The following is a 14,471-nucleotide window of genomic DNA, read 5'->3' as shown; positions in this document are numbered from 1 at the left end:
GCTGGCGAAGGAAGGCGCGAAGCACAACGTGCGCTCGCACGTCGTATGTCCGGGCTTCGTGCGCACGCCGCTGGTCGACAAGCAGATTCCGGAGCAGGCGAAGGAGCTCGGGATCAGCGAAGAGGAAGTGGTGAAGAAGGTGATGCTCGGCAACACGGTCGACGGCGTGTTCACGACGGTGCAGGACGTCGCGCAGACGGTGCTGTTCCTGTCGGCGTTCCCGAGCGCTGCGCTCACGGGCCAGTCGTTCGTCGTCAGCCACGGCTGGTTCATGCAGTAAGGTCCTCGCCTCTGTAACGGGAGGCGACTTCCACACCACCATCCATACCAGGGACGGCGTGCCGTCGGTCGACGCCACGCCATCCGTCACCGCCGTCCACGGCGGGATTTCTCGGAGCAACTGATGAAACCGCACGCGCGTACAGAAAAGCAGGCCGTCGATGCGGCGGACCTGCATCACGAAGCCGGCGCGCCGGCCGCTGCGCGATCGCTGCCGTACGAAACCATCGCGCTCGTCCTGCAGGGCGGCGGCGCGCTCGGCGCGTATCAGGCCGGCGTGTTCGAAGGGCTGCACGAAGCGGGCGTTCCGCTCGACTGGATCGCAGGCATCTCGATCGGCGCGCTCAACACCGCGCTGATCGCCGGCAATGCGCCCGAACATCGTGTCGAGCGGCTGCGCCAATTCTGGGAAACGATCTGCCAGCCGGCGTTCTTTCCCGCGATTCCGGCCGCGTTCGAATTCGCGCTGTTCAACAGCATCGACCAGGTCCGCACGTTCTTCACCGCATCGCAGGCCGCAAGCGCGATGATGCAGGGCCAGCAGGGGTTCTTCTCGCCGCGCTTCCCGCCGCCGCTGCCGGGCGTGTCCGATCATCCGGAAAAGATCAGCTGGTACGACACGTCGGCACTGCGCGCGACGCTGCTCAAGCTGTGCGATTTCGACCGGATCAACTCGGGCGAGACGCGCGTGTCGGTCGGCGCGGTCAACGTCGGCACCGGCAACTTCGTGTACTTCGACAACTCGCGCATTCGCCTCGAACCCGAGCACTTCATGGCGTCCGGCGCACTGCCGCCCGCGTTCCCGCCGGTCGAGATCGACGGCGAGTATTACTGGGACGGCGGCGTCGTGTCGAACACGCCGCTGATGGAAGTGCTGCGCGCGCGTCCGCGGCGCGACACGCTCGCGTTCCAGGTCGATCTGTGGAGCGCGCGCGGGCCGCTGCCGCGCACGATGGCCGACGTCGCGGAACGCACGAAGGACGTGCAGTATTCGAGCCGCACGCGTTTCGTCACCGATACGCTGCAGCGCGAACAGCGCTACCGCAACGTGCTGCGCCACGTGCTCGAGCAGGTGCCGGAAGAGCAGCGCAAGAACGACCCGTGGTGCATCGAGGCCGAAGCGATGTCGAGCGGGAAGAAATACAACATCCAGCACCTGATCTATCAGCAGAAGGCGTACGAGCACCACTACAAGGACTATCAGTTCGGTCTGTCGACGATGCGCGACCACTGGTGCGCGGGTCTCGACGACATCCGCAAGACGCTCGCGGTCAAGGACGGCCTCGCGCTGCCCACCAACGACGCGGGCTTCGTCACGCACGACATTCACCGCCGCCGGTGATGCCGCGTGCGACGGACCGGCGCGCAGGCTGCGCCGGTCCGTCCTCTGTTCCGATTCGACATGCCGATCTTCATTGCGCTATTCGCGCTCATCGCCCTGGGATGGGGCGCCGTCCACCTGTTTCACGTCATCGCCGCGCAGTTCGGCCAGCCGGTCGCGATCGCGGCCGCCGTGCTCGCCGCCGCGATCCTGATCGCGCTGATCGCATGGTGGATCAAGCGCCGCCGCGACATCGCACCGAACACGAAGGAACAAGGCTGGACCCACATCGTGCATCGCGCGTGGGGCGAGGTGCGCGTGTCCGCGACGCAGGGGCTGCTGTGGCTGTCGCATGACGGCGCGGACGGCCGCTATACGTTGTCGCAGCTCGACGGCTGCGAGGCGGCGCCGATCGGCGGCCGCTGGCATCTCGTCGTGCGCGTGCGCGACGCGGTGCGCGGCGAATGGAAACTGCCGATGATGGACAAGCGCGATGCGCAGCGCTGGGCGCGCGTGCTGATGCTCGCGAAGGACAACCGGCTGTAGGACGGCGGCGCGGTTCCCCGAGCGCCCTAGCGCGCGCCGAGCGCCCACAACGCGTCGAGCACGTGCTGGGTCGACCGCTCGACCGGGCCGGCCCGATGCGCGATGCCCAGTTCGCGCCACAACGCCGGACGCAGCGGCCGCGTGACGATGCGCGGGTCGGGCAGCGGGGCGCCCGCCTCGTGCGGCAGCAGCGTCGCGCCGTAACCCGCTGCAACCAGGCTCTTGATCGCATCGTTGTAGTTGAGTTCGATGCGCGGCTCGGGCCGGTGGCCGCCGAGCGCGAACCATTCCGTCGTGAGCCGCGACAGGCGGGTGGTCGCATCGTTGAGAATCAGCGGGCGCGCGGCCAGATAGGCCGGCGTCACGCGTGCCGGCAGCCGCCAGTCCGCGGGCAGAAAGGCCAGCACCGGATCGCGCCGCCACGCGCGGATCGACAGCCCCGCGACCGCCGCCTGCGGCAGGGCGACCAGCCCGACATCGAGCGAGCCCTGCGCAAGCCGCGCCAGTGTGTCGTGCGACGTGAGCACCGCGATCTGGACATCGATGTCCGGATGCTGCTCGCGCAGCCGGGCCACCGCCTGCGGCAACAGATGGGCGATCGCCCCGGTCGATGCGCCGAGGCGCACCCGCCCGGTCAGGCCCTGCACCTGCCGCTCCACGTCGTCGAGGGTCGACTCGACCTCGGCCAGCAGACGGCGCGCCCGCTCCACCAGCACCGCACCGATCGTCGACGGCTGTACGTTGCCGCGCGTGCGCGACAGCAATGGCGCGCCGATGCGGCTTTCGAGTTCGGCGACATGAAGGCTGACCGTCGGCGGCGCAAGATGCAGCAGCTGCGCGGCGGCCACGAAGGATCCCTGGTCGGCGATTGCGACCAGCGTACGCAGCCGGTCCAGACTGATCTCGCGCATGCCCACCTCTCGTTCAGGAAAACTGAATCCGGTCATCAGGAAATTCAACTTTTCCTATTCTAGGCGTTCGATGGACGATACGGCTTTCCCGATGCCCGAAACGAGGAACGCGACCATCATGAGCCTCTCTACTGTCTATATCGACGGCGACCAAGGTACGACCGGACTGCAGATCCACGAGCGCCTGCGGGATCGCACCGACCTGCGGCTCGTCACGCTGCCGGATGCCGAGCGCAAGGCCCCCGCGCGGCGCGCCGAAGCGATCAACGCATGCGATATCGCGATTCTGTGCCTGCCCGACGCCGCCGCGCGCGAAGCGGTCGGCTTCATCCGGAATCCGGCGGTACGCGTGATCGATGCGAGCTCGGCCCATCGCACCGAACCGGAATGGGTCTACGGTTTCCCCGAGATGGCCGACGGGCACGCGCAGACCATCGCACATGCACGGCGCGTCACCAATCCGGGCTGCTATCCGACGGGCGCGGTCGGGCTGCTGCGGCCGCTGCAACAGGCCGGCCTGCTGCCGCGCGACTACCCGGTGAGCATCCATGCGGTGTCCGGTTACTCGGGCGGCGGCCGCGCCGCCGTCGACGCATTCGAATCGAACGACGCCGCGCGCGCGAAACCGCTGCAGGTCTACGGCCTCGCGCTCGCGCACAAGCATGCGCCCGAGATCCAGCTGCATGCCGGGCTCGCGCACCGTCCGCTGTTCGTGCCGGCTTACGGCGCCTATCGGCAAGGCATCGTGCTGACGGTGCCGATCGAGCTGCGCCTTCTTCCGGCCGGCGTGACTGGTGAGTTGCTGCACACGTGTCTCGCGCACCATTACGCCGGCGCGCGCCATGTCGAGGTCACGCCGCTCGCGGATACGCGCACGATCACGCATCTCGATCCGCAGGCGCTGAACGGTACGAACGACCTGCGGCTGAGCGTGTTCGTCAATGACGATCACGGTCAGGTGCTGCTGTCCGCCGTGTTCGACAATCTCGGCAAAGGGGCATCCGGCGCGGCCGTGCAGAATCTCGACCTGATGCTCGGCGCGGCGAGCGCGGCGAAAGCGGCTTGAACGCCTGAGCCGCGGGTGTGAGCCGCGGTTTGGGTGCGGGTGCGGGTGCGGGTGCGGGTGCGGGTGCGGGTGCGGGTGCGGGTGCGGGTGCGGGTGCGGGTGCGGGTGCGGGTGCGGGTGCGGGTGCGGGTGCGGGTGCGGGCATCATCGTCGGTCGGGCCCGTGCCTCGCGGCCATCGACGTATCGCTGCCTGTTGCATCGTGTCGGCCCATGACGCGATGGCAAGCCCAAAACGGGCATGTGCCGACGTCGCAGACATGCCCCCGTAAAAGCTCACCTTTCGCCGATTTCAGCCCGCATCGTCGCTCGCCGCGGCATTCAACCCGGCGAGCGCCTCCGCCAGAAAATCGACGCACACGCGCACCTTCGCCGAAGCCGCGACGCGTTCCGGATAGACCGCCCAGATGTTCGCCGGCTGAATCACGTCCGGCAGCACGCGCCGCAGCGCGCCGCGTTCGATCAGCGGCCCCGCCTCCCAGATCGAGCGCAGCACGATCCCGCGCCCGGCCAGCGCCCATTGCACGGCCACCTCGCCGTGGTTCGTCGACAGCGCGCCGCCGACCTTCACCGTGGCCGTTTCTCCGCGCAGGTTCAGCCGCCACACGCCGAACGGATGGTCGCGCTCCTTGATCGCGAGGCAGTCGTGCGACGCGAGATCCGCGAGCGTGCGCGGCGTGCCGCGTCGTGCGAGATAGTCGGGCGACGCACACAGCACGCGGTAGTTCGCGGCAAGGCGGCGCGCGATCAGGCGATCGGCGATCTCGTCGCCGATGCGCACGTCGAGGTCGTAGCCTTCGCCCGCGACGTCGACGAGCCGGTCGAACAGATCGAGCCGTACGTTCAGTTGCGGATAGCGCGCGGAGAAGTCGAGCAACGCAGGCGCGACGACATGGCGGCCGAAGCCGAAGCTGCTCGAAATGCGCAGCGTGCCGCGCGGCACCGTGCGCGTGGTCGAGACGTCCTCGACGAGATGATCGACGTCGTCGAGAATCTTCTCGGCACGCGCGAACACGCGTTCGCCGGCCTCCGTGACCGTCACGCGGCGCGTCGAGCGATGCAGCAGCCGCGTGCCGAGCTGCGCCTCGAGCAGCGCGATGCGCTTGCTGACGTACGCGGGCGACACCGCGAGCTGCTCGGCGGCCGCGCTGAAGCTCGTCAGGCGGACGACCAGGCTGAAGACGCGCAGGTCGTCGAGATTCGGCGATTTGTTCACGATTCGTGGAAAGTCGATTAACCTTTCGCACGATTTTAATCTGAATGGAAATAAATAAAATGGCGTCACGTTCCGCTGCGCACGCTGCCGGCGGCCCGAACAGCCAAGGAGGCTTGCATGAGCGACAAGACGTACAGGATTGCCGTCATCCCCGGTGACGGCATCGGCCGTGAAGTGATGCCCGAGGGCCTGCGCGCGCTCGACGCCGTGACGGCGCGCTTCGGCATCCGTTTCCAGTTCGAACAGATCGACTGGGCGAGCTGCGACTACTACGCACAGCACGGCAAGATGATGCCGGACGACTGGAAGGCACAGCTGTCGGACATGGACGCGATCCTGTTCGGTGCGGTCGGCTGGCCCGCGACGGTGCCCGACCACATTTCGCTGTGGGGTTCGCTGCTGAAATTCCGCCGCGAGTTCGACCAGTACATCAACCTGCGGCCCGCGCGCCTGTTCGACGGCGTGCCGTCGCCGCTCGCCGGCCGCAACGCGGGCGACATCGACTTCATGATCGTGCGCGAGAACACCGAAGGCGAATATTCGTCGGTCGGCGGCACGATGTTCGAAGGCACCGAGCGCGAAGTGGTCATGCAGCAGTCGATCTTCACGCGTCACGGCACCGAGCGCGTGCTGAAGTTCGCGTTCGAGCTCGCGCAGCGCCGCGCGAAGCGCCTGACCGTCGCGACGAAGAGCAACGGCATCGCGATCAGCATGCCGTGGTGGGACGCACGCGCGGCCGAGATGGGCGAGCGCTATCCCGAGATCGCCGTCGACAAGCAGCACATCGACATCCTGTGCGCGCGCTTCGTGCTGCAGCCCGACCGCTTCGACGTCGTGGTCGCGTCGAACCTGTTCGGCGACATCCTGTCCGACCTCGGGCCGGCCTGCACGGGCACGATCGGCATCGCGCCGTCGGCGAACCTGAACCCGGATCGCACGTTTCCGTCGCTGTTCGAACCGGTGCACGGCTCCGCGCCGGACATCGCGGGCCAGTACGTCGCGAACCCGATCGCGATGATCTGGTCGGCGGCGATGATGCTCGACTTCCTCGGCAACGGCGCGGGCCGCGAACGCGAAGCGCACGATGCGATCGTCGCGGCGATCGAGGACGTGCTGCGCACCGGGCCGCGCACGCGCGATCTCGGCGGCCAGGCAGGAACGCAGGAAGTGGGTGAAGCGATCGCGGCGCGGATCGCCGGCTGACGAAACGATGTGAAGGGTGCGCGCTGGCCAGGTGGTCGATGGATGCGTGTTCAGGGGTGAGCAACGCGACCGGCTGCCGCGCACCTTGGTTGAATCCGATGCGCGGGCCTGGATGCGCGTGTGTCGGTATCGATGTCGAACGGTGAGCAACGCGATGCGGTGACCCGCACGGTCACGCGTCGATCCATCGCTGTAACCTGCATCACGTCGAAGTCGAGCGGTGAATTGCATCGCGCATCGCTACACACCGATTGAATCCCGCCAGTGTCGATGTCGCATTCGATTCGCTCGCGGGCAACGAAAGCGCGAGCACTACAATGCGTACGGCGCTTCCGTCAGCGCAATCGCGCCGTTTCCTGCGAAGATTGATCGGTGAGACGCGGGACGTGAAGAATCACACCGTCCCGCACGGAATCGCCCCTTCTCCCGAAAACACTCACCTCAATACACGGCTCCCGAATTTCCTCACCGTTGAGCACAGGCGGCACGCTCGATGCATGATTGAACGCGTTCACGCGTCGTCATCGTGCTGCATCACAGCCCGAGATCGGACAGGCCGGGATGATCGTCCGGACGGCGGCCGAGCGGCCAGTGGTACAGGCGGTCCGCTTCGCGAATCGGCAGATCGTTGATGCTCGCGTGGCGATGCGCCATCAAGCCGTTTTCGTCGAACTCCCAGTTTTCATTTCCGTATGAGCGGAACCAGTTGCCGGCGTCGTCATGCCATTCGTAGGCGAAACGCACCGCGATGCGATTGCCGCCGAACGCCCACAGCTCCTTGATCAGCCGGTAGTCGAGCTCGCGCGTCCATTTCCGCTGCAGCAGGCCGACGATCTCGTCGCGGCCCGTCACGAACTCCGCGCGATTACGCCACCGGCTCTGCGGCGTATAGGCGAGCGACACGCGCAGCGGGTCGCGCGTGTTCCACGCATCCTCCGCGGCGCGCACTTTCTGGCGCGCCGTGTCGAGCGTGAAGGGCGGAACGGGCGGACGAACTTCCGGGGAAGCGGACATGGGATGCTCCTGTTCAAGGTTGGGGCTGCGCACGAACGCAGCCGGTTGGGACGCGTTACTTCGACGCTCGAGACACCGTATCGAGCAAGCATTCGGCAGCCGCGCGCGCATCGCGCGCCGCGACGGCATCGCCGCTGACGAGCGCCACGGCGATCGCGCCGTCGATCAGCACCAGCCATTGACGTGCGACGCGGGCCAGCCCGCGGCGCTCGATCCCGGCTGCGTCGGCATACGCGTCGAACCGCTCGCGCACGAACGCGAGCAAGCGCGCCTTGTGCATGCGCGCGACGATGCGCACCGGATCGTCGGCGTCGGCAATTTCACCGGACGCGTTCAGGAATGCGCAGCCGTGAAAATCGGGTTCCCCGAACCAGTCGCGCAGCACATCGAACATGCCGAGCAACTGCGCACGCGGCGACTTGCCGCGCGCCAGCGTCGCGTCGACGAACCAGCGCATCCAGCGTTCGTCACGGCGCTCAAGTGCGGCCACGACCAGCGCCTCCTTCGATTCGAAATGCGAATAAAAGCTCTTTCGCGCGGCACCGGATCGCTTCACGATCGCATCGACACCCGTGGCGTGGATGCCGCCCGAGTAGATCAGCGCTTCGGCCGCGTCGAGCAGCCGGTCGCGAACGGCCGGTTCGCCGGAGAGGTCGTCATGTGTGTTCATGGGTTTACGGTAGAACGATCGTTCTCCCTCGTCAACAGCCGCGTGAAAAGGCCCTGTCGTCGGAAGGGCCGATCGCCGCATGGTCCCGATGGCGAGCGGCGCATTGCAGCCGGCGTTTACGACATTTTTTCTTGAAGCTGGCGCGGGGGGCTCACTACACTTCGGTCACCCTGTCTGGCCGAAAGGACATCATGCAGCGACCGGAATCCGCACGCTCCGCGCGTGCCTATGCGGCTTATGCGAAGCGGCTCGACGGCCGCGTGGTGGTAAGGCGTTTCGATCCGCGCAGCGATTCGTATGAGTCGCTGACCGCGTTGCTGCATCGTGCGTACGCGCCACTCGGCGCTGCGGGCTTCAACTGTCCGGGTGTCGACCAGCCGGCGTCGGCGACGCGCGAACGCATGCTCACCAGCGAGTGTTTCGTCGCGCTCGGCAACGCGCATCTGGTCGCGACGATCACGATGCAAGCGCACGATCCCGATTCGCGTTGCGATCCGTATCGCAGCCGACGCGTCGCGACGCTCGGCCAGCTGGCCGTCGATCCGGTCTGGCAGGACCGCGGCATCGGCCGTGCGCTGCTCGCGTTCGCGCAACGGCGGGCTGCCGCGCGTGGCGCGACGCACATCGCGCTCGATGCGCCGCATGCGGCTGTCCGGCTCGTCGACTTCTATCGTCGCGAAGGGTTTCGGTTGATCGACGTGATGCGGTTTGCAGGACACAGCTACGACAGCGCAATCCTGTGCAAGGCGGTTGGCGTAGCAGTCGAGCCGATGCCTGTATCCGACACGACATCGATCGACGTCGCGCAGCGCGCCGGAGCGGCGTCGTGAGACACGAAAGCGACGACGATCGCGCGCGGCTCGCACTACGTCATGCCCGCACGCGGGCAGCACTGCGCATGCGCGGGCTGGCGAAGCTGACGGTCATCACGATCGCGGTCACGCAGATGCTGACTCTCGCGTTCGACAACCTGCTCGTGTTGCTGGGCGACACGCCGGAAGCCGCGACATTGCTGCTGTTCCGCTTCGTCACGTGCGCGCTGGTCAGCTTCTGGCTTCAGGCGGACGCATCGCGTGCGTATCGGCATGCAGCGCAACACGGACTCGTGACGGTGTCCGGTGCGTATGGCGATCTGATCGAAATCGCACCGCAATGCCCGAAACGCTGGCTCGTCGTGTTGAGTCTGCAACTCGAGCCGCGATGGCCGAACGGTGAGCGGATCGAATAGCAGGCAGCGCACCGAGCGATGCCGGCTGGCGGGCTGATGGGTGAGTTGCACGTCGGTGATCGGCTCACGCCTCGAGGCCGGGCTGTGACTGACGACGTTGAATTCCACGCCTGCGCGACACGCGGCAGCATGATCGAGCCGCCGTTCGGTACGCAAACACAGCTCCCGAATATTCTCACCTTACGCGTTTGTCGAAGCCGCCCAGCCCCGACAAACGCTCATGCCCGCACGAGCGGGGCAGCCGGCAAACGTACCGAACCGCCCCGCCGGCACTCAGACCGTCCAGTCGAGAATCACCTTGCCGCTTTCACCGGACAGCATCGCGGCGAAGCCTTTCTCGTAATCGTCCGCCGCAAAGCGATGCGTGATGATCGGCGACAGATCGAGACCGCTTTGCAGCATCGCGACCATCTTGTACCAGGTCTCGAACATCTCGCGGCCGTAGATGCCCTTGATCTCGAGCCCCTTGAAGATCACCTGGTTCCAGTCGATCGCCGTCTGCGCGGGCGGAATGCCGAGCAGCGCGACCTTGCCGCCGTGATTCATCGCCTCGAGCAGGCTCGTGAACGCGCTCGGCACGCCCGACATCTCGAGACCGACGTCGAAGCCTTCCGTCATGCGCAGGTCGGCCATCACGTCGCGCAGCGACTCGCGCGCGACGTTGACCGCGCGCGTCGCGCCCATCTTGCGCGCAAGTTCGAGCCGGTAGTCGTTGATATCGGTGATCACGACGTTGCGCGCGCCGACGTGCTTCGCGATCGCGACGGCCATGATGCCGATCGGGCCCGCGCCGGTGATCAGCACGTCCTCGCCGACGAGATTGAACGACAGCGCCGTATGCGTCGCGTTGCCGAACGGATCGAAGATCGACGCGAGATCGTCGGAGATCTCGGGCGGAATCTTGAACGCGTTGAACGCGGGAATCGCCAGGTACTCGGCGAACGCGCCTTCACGATTCACGCCGACGCCGACCGTGTTGCGGCACAGATGCCGGCGCCCCGCGCGACAGTTGCGACAGAAGCCGCACGTGATGTGGCCTTCGCCGGACACGCGATCGCCGATCGCGAAGCCGCGCACTTCCTGCCCCATCTCGACGATCTCGCCGACGTATTCGTGACCGACGTGCATCGGCACGGGAATCGTCTTCTGCGCCCAGTCGTCCCACTTCCAGATATGGATGTCGGTGCCGCAGATCGCCGTGCGGCGAATCTTGATCAGCACGTCGTTGTGTCCGACTTCGGGGCGCTTCACGCGCGTGAGCGTGAGGCCCGGGCCGCGTTCGAGCTTTGCCAGTGCTTTCATGGTCGCGCCTCCGTCAGACGATGCCGAGCGACTTGCCGACGCGCACGAACGCGGCGACCGTCTGATCGATCTGTTCGGGCGTATGCGCGGCGCTCATCTGCGTACGGATGCGCGCGCGACCGCGTGGCACGACCGGGAACGAGAAGCCGATCACGTAGACGCCTTCGGCCAGCAGCTTGTCGGCCATGTTGGTCGCAAGCTGCGCGTCGCCGAGCATCACCGGGATGATCGGATGCGCGCCCGGCACGAGCGTGAAACCCGCGGCCGTCATCTGCTCGCGGAAACGCGCGCCGTTCTCGCGCACGCGTTCGCGCAGCTTCGCCCCTTCGTCACTGCCGAGCAGTTCCAGCACCTTCAGCGACGCCGCGGCAATGCTCGGCGTCAGCGTGTTCGAGAACAGGTACGGGCGCGAACGCTGGCGCAGCAATTCGACGATCTCGCGGCGGGCCGCGACGTAGCCGCCCGATGCGCCGCCCAGCGCCTTGCCGAGCGTGCCGGTGATGATGTCGACGCGACCGTCGACGCCGCAGTGCTCGGGCGTACCGCGGCCATGCGCGCCGATGAAGCCGACCGCGTGCGAATCGTCGACCATCACGAGCGCGCCGTAGCGATCGGCGAGGTCGCAGATGCCTTTCAGGTCGGCGATGATGCCGTCCATCGAGAACACGCCGTCGGTCGCGATCAGCTTGTGGCGCGCGCCCGCGGCGTCGGCTTCCTTCAGCTTCGCCTCGAGGTCGGACAGGTCGTTGTTCTTGTAGCGGAAACGCTTCGCCTTGCAGAGACGGATGCCGTCGATGATGCTTGCGTGGTTCAGCTCGTCGCTGATCACCGCGTCGTTCTCGTCGAGCAGCGTCTCGAACAGGCCGCCGTTCGCATCGAAGCAGCTCGAATAGAGGATGCTGTCCTCGGTGCCGAGAAACGATGCCAGCGCGCTTTCGAGCTGCTTGTGCACGGTTTGCGTGCCGCAGATGAAGCGCACCGACGCCATGCCGAAGCCGTCCTGGTCGAGACCGGCCTGCGCCGCGGCGATCAGGCGCGGATCGTTCGCCAGACCGAGATAGTTGTTCGCGCAGAAATTCAGCACGCCGGCACCGCCGGCGAGCCGCACGGCCGCCGCCTGGGGACTCGCGATCTCGCGCTCGGTCTTGTAAAAACCGTCCGCGCGGATCTGGTCGAGCGTCCCGCGCACCTGGGCGAGAAAGGCATCACGCATCGCAAAGCTCCTGACAGGGATTCGCATCCCGTCGCGCGCCACTCGTGGCGGCCGCGCAACGGCCTGCTACTGTTATAGTCGGTCGTTCGGTTGACCGCATTTATCCGATATTCCGAACTAGAATTCGAAATACCGAACAACTCTAAGCGAACGGAAACCAAATGGCAAGTTCCTCCGCGTCGCGGCGCACGCCTGCCGGCGCCGCACCGCAAGCGCCGGGCGTGACGCCGCCGCGCGTCGGCGAGCAAATCCAGCGCCTGCGCAACGAGCGCAAGCTGACGCTCGACGACCTGTCGCGCGCGGCTGGCGTGTCGAAGTCGATGCTTTCCGAGATCGAGCGCGACAAGGCCAATCCGACGATCGCGGTCGCATGGCGGCTCACGAACGCGCTCGGCATCACGCTCGACGAGCTGTTCTCTCAGCCGAAAGCGCCGGAGACGATCCGCGTGGACGGCCCGCACGACATCCCGACGCTCGCCGGCCACGACGGCCGCTATCAATTGCGCGTATGGGGCCCGATCGACCTGGCCGGCAAGTTCGAGTGGTACGAACTGACGCTGCCGGGCGGCGGCGCGCTCGTATCGAACGCGCACGAACCCGGCACGCGCGAGCACCTCACCGTGCTGCAGGGCGCGATGGAAATCGAAGCCGCGGCGGCGAGCCGACGCCTGAAGGCGGGCGACACCGCACGCTACCCGGCCGACACGCCGCACGCGATCCGCAACCCCGGCAAGGCCGAAGCGCGCGCACTACTGATCGTGATTCATCGCTGACGATGCGGGTAGCTGGCCGAAAGGCCAGTTGCGGAAAATACTGTATGTTTGTACAGTATACGAACATTCCGCCATGCATGGCCGGGGCGGCGCACCGAGGCGCCCGCGCCGGTCGACAGGAGCCTGCGATGACAGAAGAACAAGATTTGGCCGCGCTCAGCTTCAAGGCTGCCGCGCACGACCTCGAACTGATCGTTCGCCATATAGCCGGGCGTTACATCCGTCAGCGCGTCCCGCTGTCGTGGCGCCTGCTGCACGCGATCGAAGCCGAGGCGCTCGCCGATCTCGGTTTTGCCAGCCGGCACGAGGCCGGCATGCGTCAACTGTTCGAACGGCCGTCGGACATGACCTTTCCCGAAACAGACGATCCGATCGACTTCGGCCGATCGAACGCGCTGCCCGCCGTGTTCTCGTTCGCGGTCCTCGCGTATGAAGCTGCGGCCAAATCGCAGGAAGCAGCGCCCCGCGAGCGCGTTCACCGCCCGTCGAAGGCGTGGGGCGACTGACGTCAGGCCCCGAGCGTCCGACACGGTGGACGGCTCCCGCATCCTGCTGTCCGCGACGTTGCGGAAAGGGCTACCATATACGCAACTAACGGAATAAATAACATGTCCCTTCCCACGCCCTCCGACACCCCGGCACGCCCGGAAGAAAAGGATCTGTTCGACCGCGGCGCGTCCGACTGGATCATCTCGCCCGAAGCCGCGTTCGACGCGTGGCTTGCCATGCAGGACTACCGCCGTTCGTCGGCCGACGTCTACCGCGCGCAATGGGGCGCCTTTCTTGCGTGGCTGCGTGCAAACCAGAAAAACCTGGCCACCGTCGATACCGCAACGATCGCGAACTTCGTCGCCGAGCTTCCGATCCGGAAAACGCAGCGAATGCGTTATTTGCGGCTGATCGAACGCGTGCTCGACCACATCCGGCGCACCGAGTTCGCGTCCACCAACCCGGCCCGCTTCATTGCTCAGGATGGCGAAGCGAACTGGCGTCAGGCACGCGACAACGAGCCAACCGGTTTCCTGACGCCAGCCGAACGCGCAAAGTTGCTGGCCTACCTGTTTTCGCCGATCGGCGTGTCGGGCTCCGCATACTGGAAAGAGCGGCGCGACCGCGCGCTCGTCGCCGCGTTTCTCGGCGCCGGCGTGAAGACCGGCGAAGCACGCGTGCTCACGATTAGTTGCATCAACACGAGCGGAACGTCGCTGCAGATCCCGTCGACGCATCCCGATTTCGCGCGCGAAACCCATCTGGCGTCGTTCGCGATCGCGTTGCTCGAAGCATGGCTCGTGGAGCGCAAGCGCCAGGAGATTCCCGGCGAGCTCGTGTTTCCCGCATCGCACGCCGGGCGGCCGATGCACAAGGCGACGATGCTGCGCGCGATCGATGCGATCGTCGAATCCGCGGGGCTGACGTCGTCGCGCACCGCGCGCGCAAGTCCGCAAACGCTGCGCAATACCTATGCGGCGGAGCTGTTCGAACACGACGTACCGCCCGAGCGGGTCGGCAAATGGCTCGGCTTCGTGCGGCCGATCTCGTCGAACCGGCTGCACCGCGCGTGGAAAAACTGGCGTGACGATCTCGCGAATGGTGACGCGTCCGACCAGGACGAAACTCACTGATGCCGAACCGGCTGCTCACGCGACGTGATCCGTGAGCAGCCTTGTGTGGCGTAGCCTCACCATTTCGCTGCTCCCGAAAAACCTCACCTCACGCGTCCCGAATCACCTC

The 14,471-nt window shown here is 66.5% G+C and carries 16 protein-coding genes; 10 read left to right on the top strand and 6 right to left on the bottom strand.

Annotated elements, in window-relative coordinates; all coding sequences use genetic code 11:
* The 3 genes from NQV17_RS14830 to NQV17_RS14820 all read left to right on the top strand — a co-directional run.
* Positions 1 to 280: SDR family oxidoreductase (locus tag NQV17_RS14830; protein WP_257772836.1), on the top strand; the 280-nt coding region annotated here is incomplete at its 5' end.
* Positions 281 to 403: 123 nt separating this feature from the next.
* Positions 404 to 1,621, top strand: coding sequence for a patatin-like phospholipase family protein (locus NQV17_RS14825; protein WP_044849279.1), 1,218 nt, complete (start codon positions 404 to 406; stop codon positions 1,619 to 1,621).
* A 60-nt stretch (positions 1,622 to 1,681) separates the two neighbouring features.
* Positions 1,682 to 2,146 (top strand): hypothetical protein, encoded by a 465-nt coding sequence (locus NQV17_RS14820; RefSeq protein WP_124520195.1) that lies wholly within the window; start codon positions 1,682 to 1,684, stop codon positions 2,144 to 2,146.
* A gap of 26 nt (positions 2,147 to 2,172) precedes the next feature.
* On the opposite strand, the gene NQV17_RS14815 is transcribed toward NQV17_RS14820, so the two are convergent.
* A complete protein-coding gene (locus NQV17_RS14815; RefSeq protein ID WP_257772846.1) occupies positions 2,173 to 3,057 on the bottom strand; it encodes a LysR family transcriptional regulator in 885 nt (294 codons plus the stop codon).
* A 118-nt stretch (positions 3,058 to 3,175) separates the two neighbouring features.
* Between NQV17_RS14815 and argC the strand changes: the two genes are divergently transcribed.
* Complete coding sequence (argC, locus tag NQV17_RS14810; protein ID WP_257772835.1) at positions 3,176 to 4,123, top strand: N-acetyl-gamma-glutamyl-phosphate reductase; 948 nt, start codon at positions 3,176 to 3,178, stop codon at positions 4,121 to 4,123.
* Between the two features lie 290 nt (positions 4,124 to 4,413).
* Here argC and NQV17_RS14805 read toward each other — a convergent pair whose 3' ends face one another.
* The gene (locus tag NQV17_RS14805; RefSeq protein ID WP_257772834.1) at positions 4,414 to 5,337 is read right to left on the bottom strand and encodes a LysR substrate-binding domain-containing protein; all 924 of its coding nucleotides are present in this window, start codon (positions 5,335 to 5,337) and stop codon (positions 4,414 to 4,416) included.
* A gap of 117 nt (positions 5,338 to 5,454) precedes the next feature.
* Between NQV17_RS14805 and NQV17_RS14800 the strand changes: the two genes are divergently transcribed.
* Positions 5,455 to 6,540, top strand: coding sequence for a tartrate dehydrogenase (locus NQV17_RS14800; RefSeq protein ID WP_044848750.1), 1,086 nt, complete (start codon positions 5,455 to 5,457; stop codon positions 6,538 to 6,540).
* 534 nt (positions 6,541 to 7,074) lie between these two features.
* Here NQV17_RS14800 and NQV17_RS14795 read toward each other — a convergent pair.
* Both NQV17_RS14795 and NQV17_RS14790 read right to left on the bottom strand, forming a co-directional pair.
* Positions 7,075 to 7,554, bottom strand: a complete 480-nt coding sequence (locus tag NQV17_RS14795; protein ID WP_257772833.1) for a nuclear transport factor 2 family protein — start codon at positions 7,552 to 7,554, stop codon at positions 7,075 to 7,077.
* Positions 7,555 to 7,609: 55 nt separating this feature from the next.
* On the bottom strand, positions 7,610 to 8,224 hold the full coding sequence (locus tag NQV17_RS14790) for a TetR/AcrR family transcriptional regulator (protein WP_257772832.1): 615 nt from the start codon (positions 8,222 to 8,224) through the stop codon (positions 7,610 to 7,612).
* A gap of 191 nt (positions 8,225 to 8,415) precedes the next feature.
* Here NQV17_RS14790 and NQV17_RS14785 point away from each other — a divergent pair, with 191 nt between their 5' ends.
* Both NQV17_RS14785 and NQV17_RS14780 read left to right on the top strand, forming a co-directional pair.
* Complete coding sequence (locus NQV17_RS14785) at positions 8,416 to 9,054, top strand: GNAT family N-acetyltransferase (protein ID WP_257772831.1); 639 nt, start codon at positions 8,416 to 8,418, stop codon at positions 9,052 to 9,054.
* Positions 9,051 to 9,452 carry a hypothetical protein gene (locus NQV17_RS14780; protein WP_257772830.1) on the top strand — a complete coding sequence of 134 codons (402 nt, stop codon included), beginning with the start codon at positions 9,051 to 9,053 and terminating at the stop codon, positions 9,450 to 9,452. Before NQV17_RS14785 ends, NQV17_RS14780 begins: the two co-directional genes overlap by 4 nt.
* Positions 9,453 to 9,725: 273 nt before the next feature.
* On the opposite strand, the gene tdh is transcribed toward NQV17_RS14780, so the two are convergent.
* Both tdh and NQV17_RS14770 read right to left on the bottom strand, forming a co-directional pair.
* The gene (tdh, locus tag NQV17_RS14775; RefSeq protein WP_044848754.1) at positions 9,726 to 10,754 is read right to left on the bottom strand and encodes an L-threonine 3-dehydrogenase; all 1,029 of its coding nucleotides are present in this window, start codon (positions 10,752 to 10,754) and stop codon (positions 9,726 to 9,728) included.
* Between the two features lie 13 nt (positions 10,755 to 10,767).
* Entirely contained in the window at positions 10,768 to 11,967 is a 1,200-nt protein-coding gene (locus NQV17_RS14770; RefSeq protein WP_124485968.1) for a glycine C-acetyltransferase, read from the bottom strand.
* Positions 11,968 to 12,128: 161 nt separating this feature from the next.
* Between NQV17_RS14770 and NQV17_RS14765 the strand changes: the two genes are divergently transcribed.
* From NQV17_RS14765 to NQV17_RS14755, 3 genes are all read left to right on the top strand, one after another.
* A complete protein-coding gene (locus NQV17_RS14765; protein ID WP_044848756.1) occupies positions 12,129 to 12,740 on the top strand; it encodes a helix-turn-helix domain-containing protein in 612 nt (203 codons plus the stop codon).
* Positions 12,741 to 12,868: 128 nt separating this feature from the next.
* Complete coding sequence (locus tag NQV17_RS14760; protein WP_124485970.1) at positions 12,869 to 13,246, top strand: DUF2471 family protein; 378 nt, start codon at positions 12,869 to 12,871, stop codon at positions 13,244 to 13,246.
* A gap of 102 nt (positions 13,247 to 13,348) precedes the next feature.
* Positions 13,349 to 14,362: a site-specific integrase gene (locus NQV17_RS14755; RefSeq protein ID WP_257772829.1), complete on the top strand. Its 1,014-nt coding sequence runs from the start codon at positions 13,349 to 13,351 to the stop codon at positions 14,360 to 14,362.
* Positions 14,363 to 14,471: the final 109 nt, after the last annotated feature.

Source organism: Burkholderia sp. SCN-KJ (assembly GCF_024656005.1).
Taxonomy (GTDB): domain Bacteria; phylum Pseudomonadota; class Gammaproteobacteria; order Burkholderiales; family Burkholderiaceae; genus Burkholderia.
The sequence above is the reverse complement of the archived record's forward strand: the minus strand, read 5'-3'. Positions and strand labels throughout refer to the sequence as shown.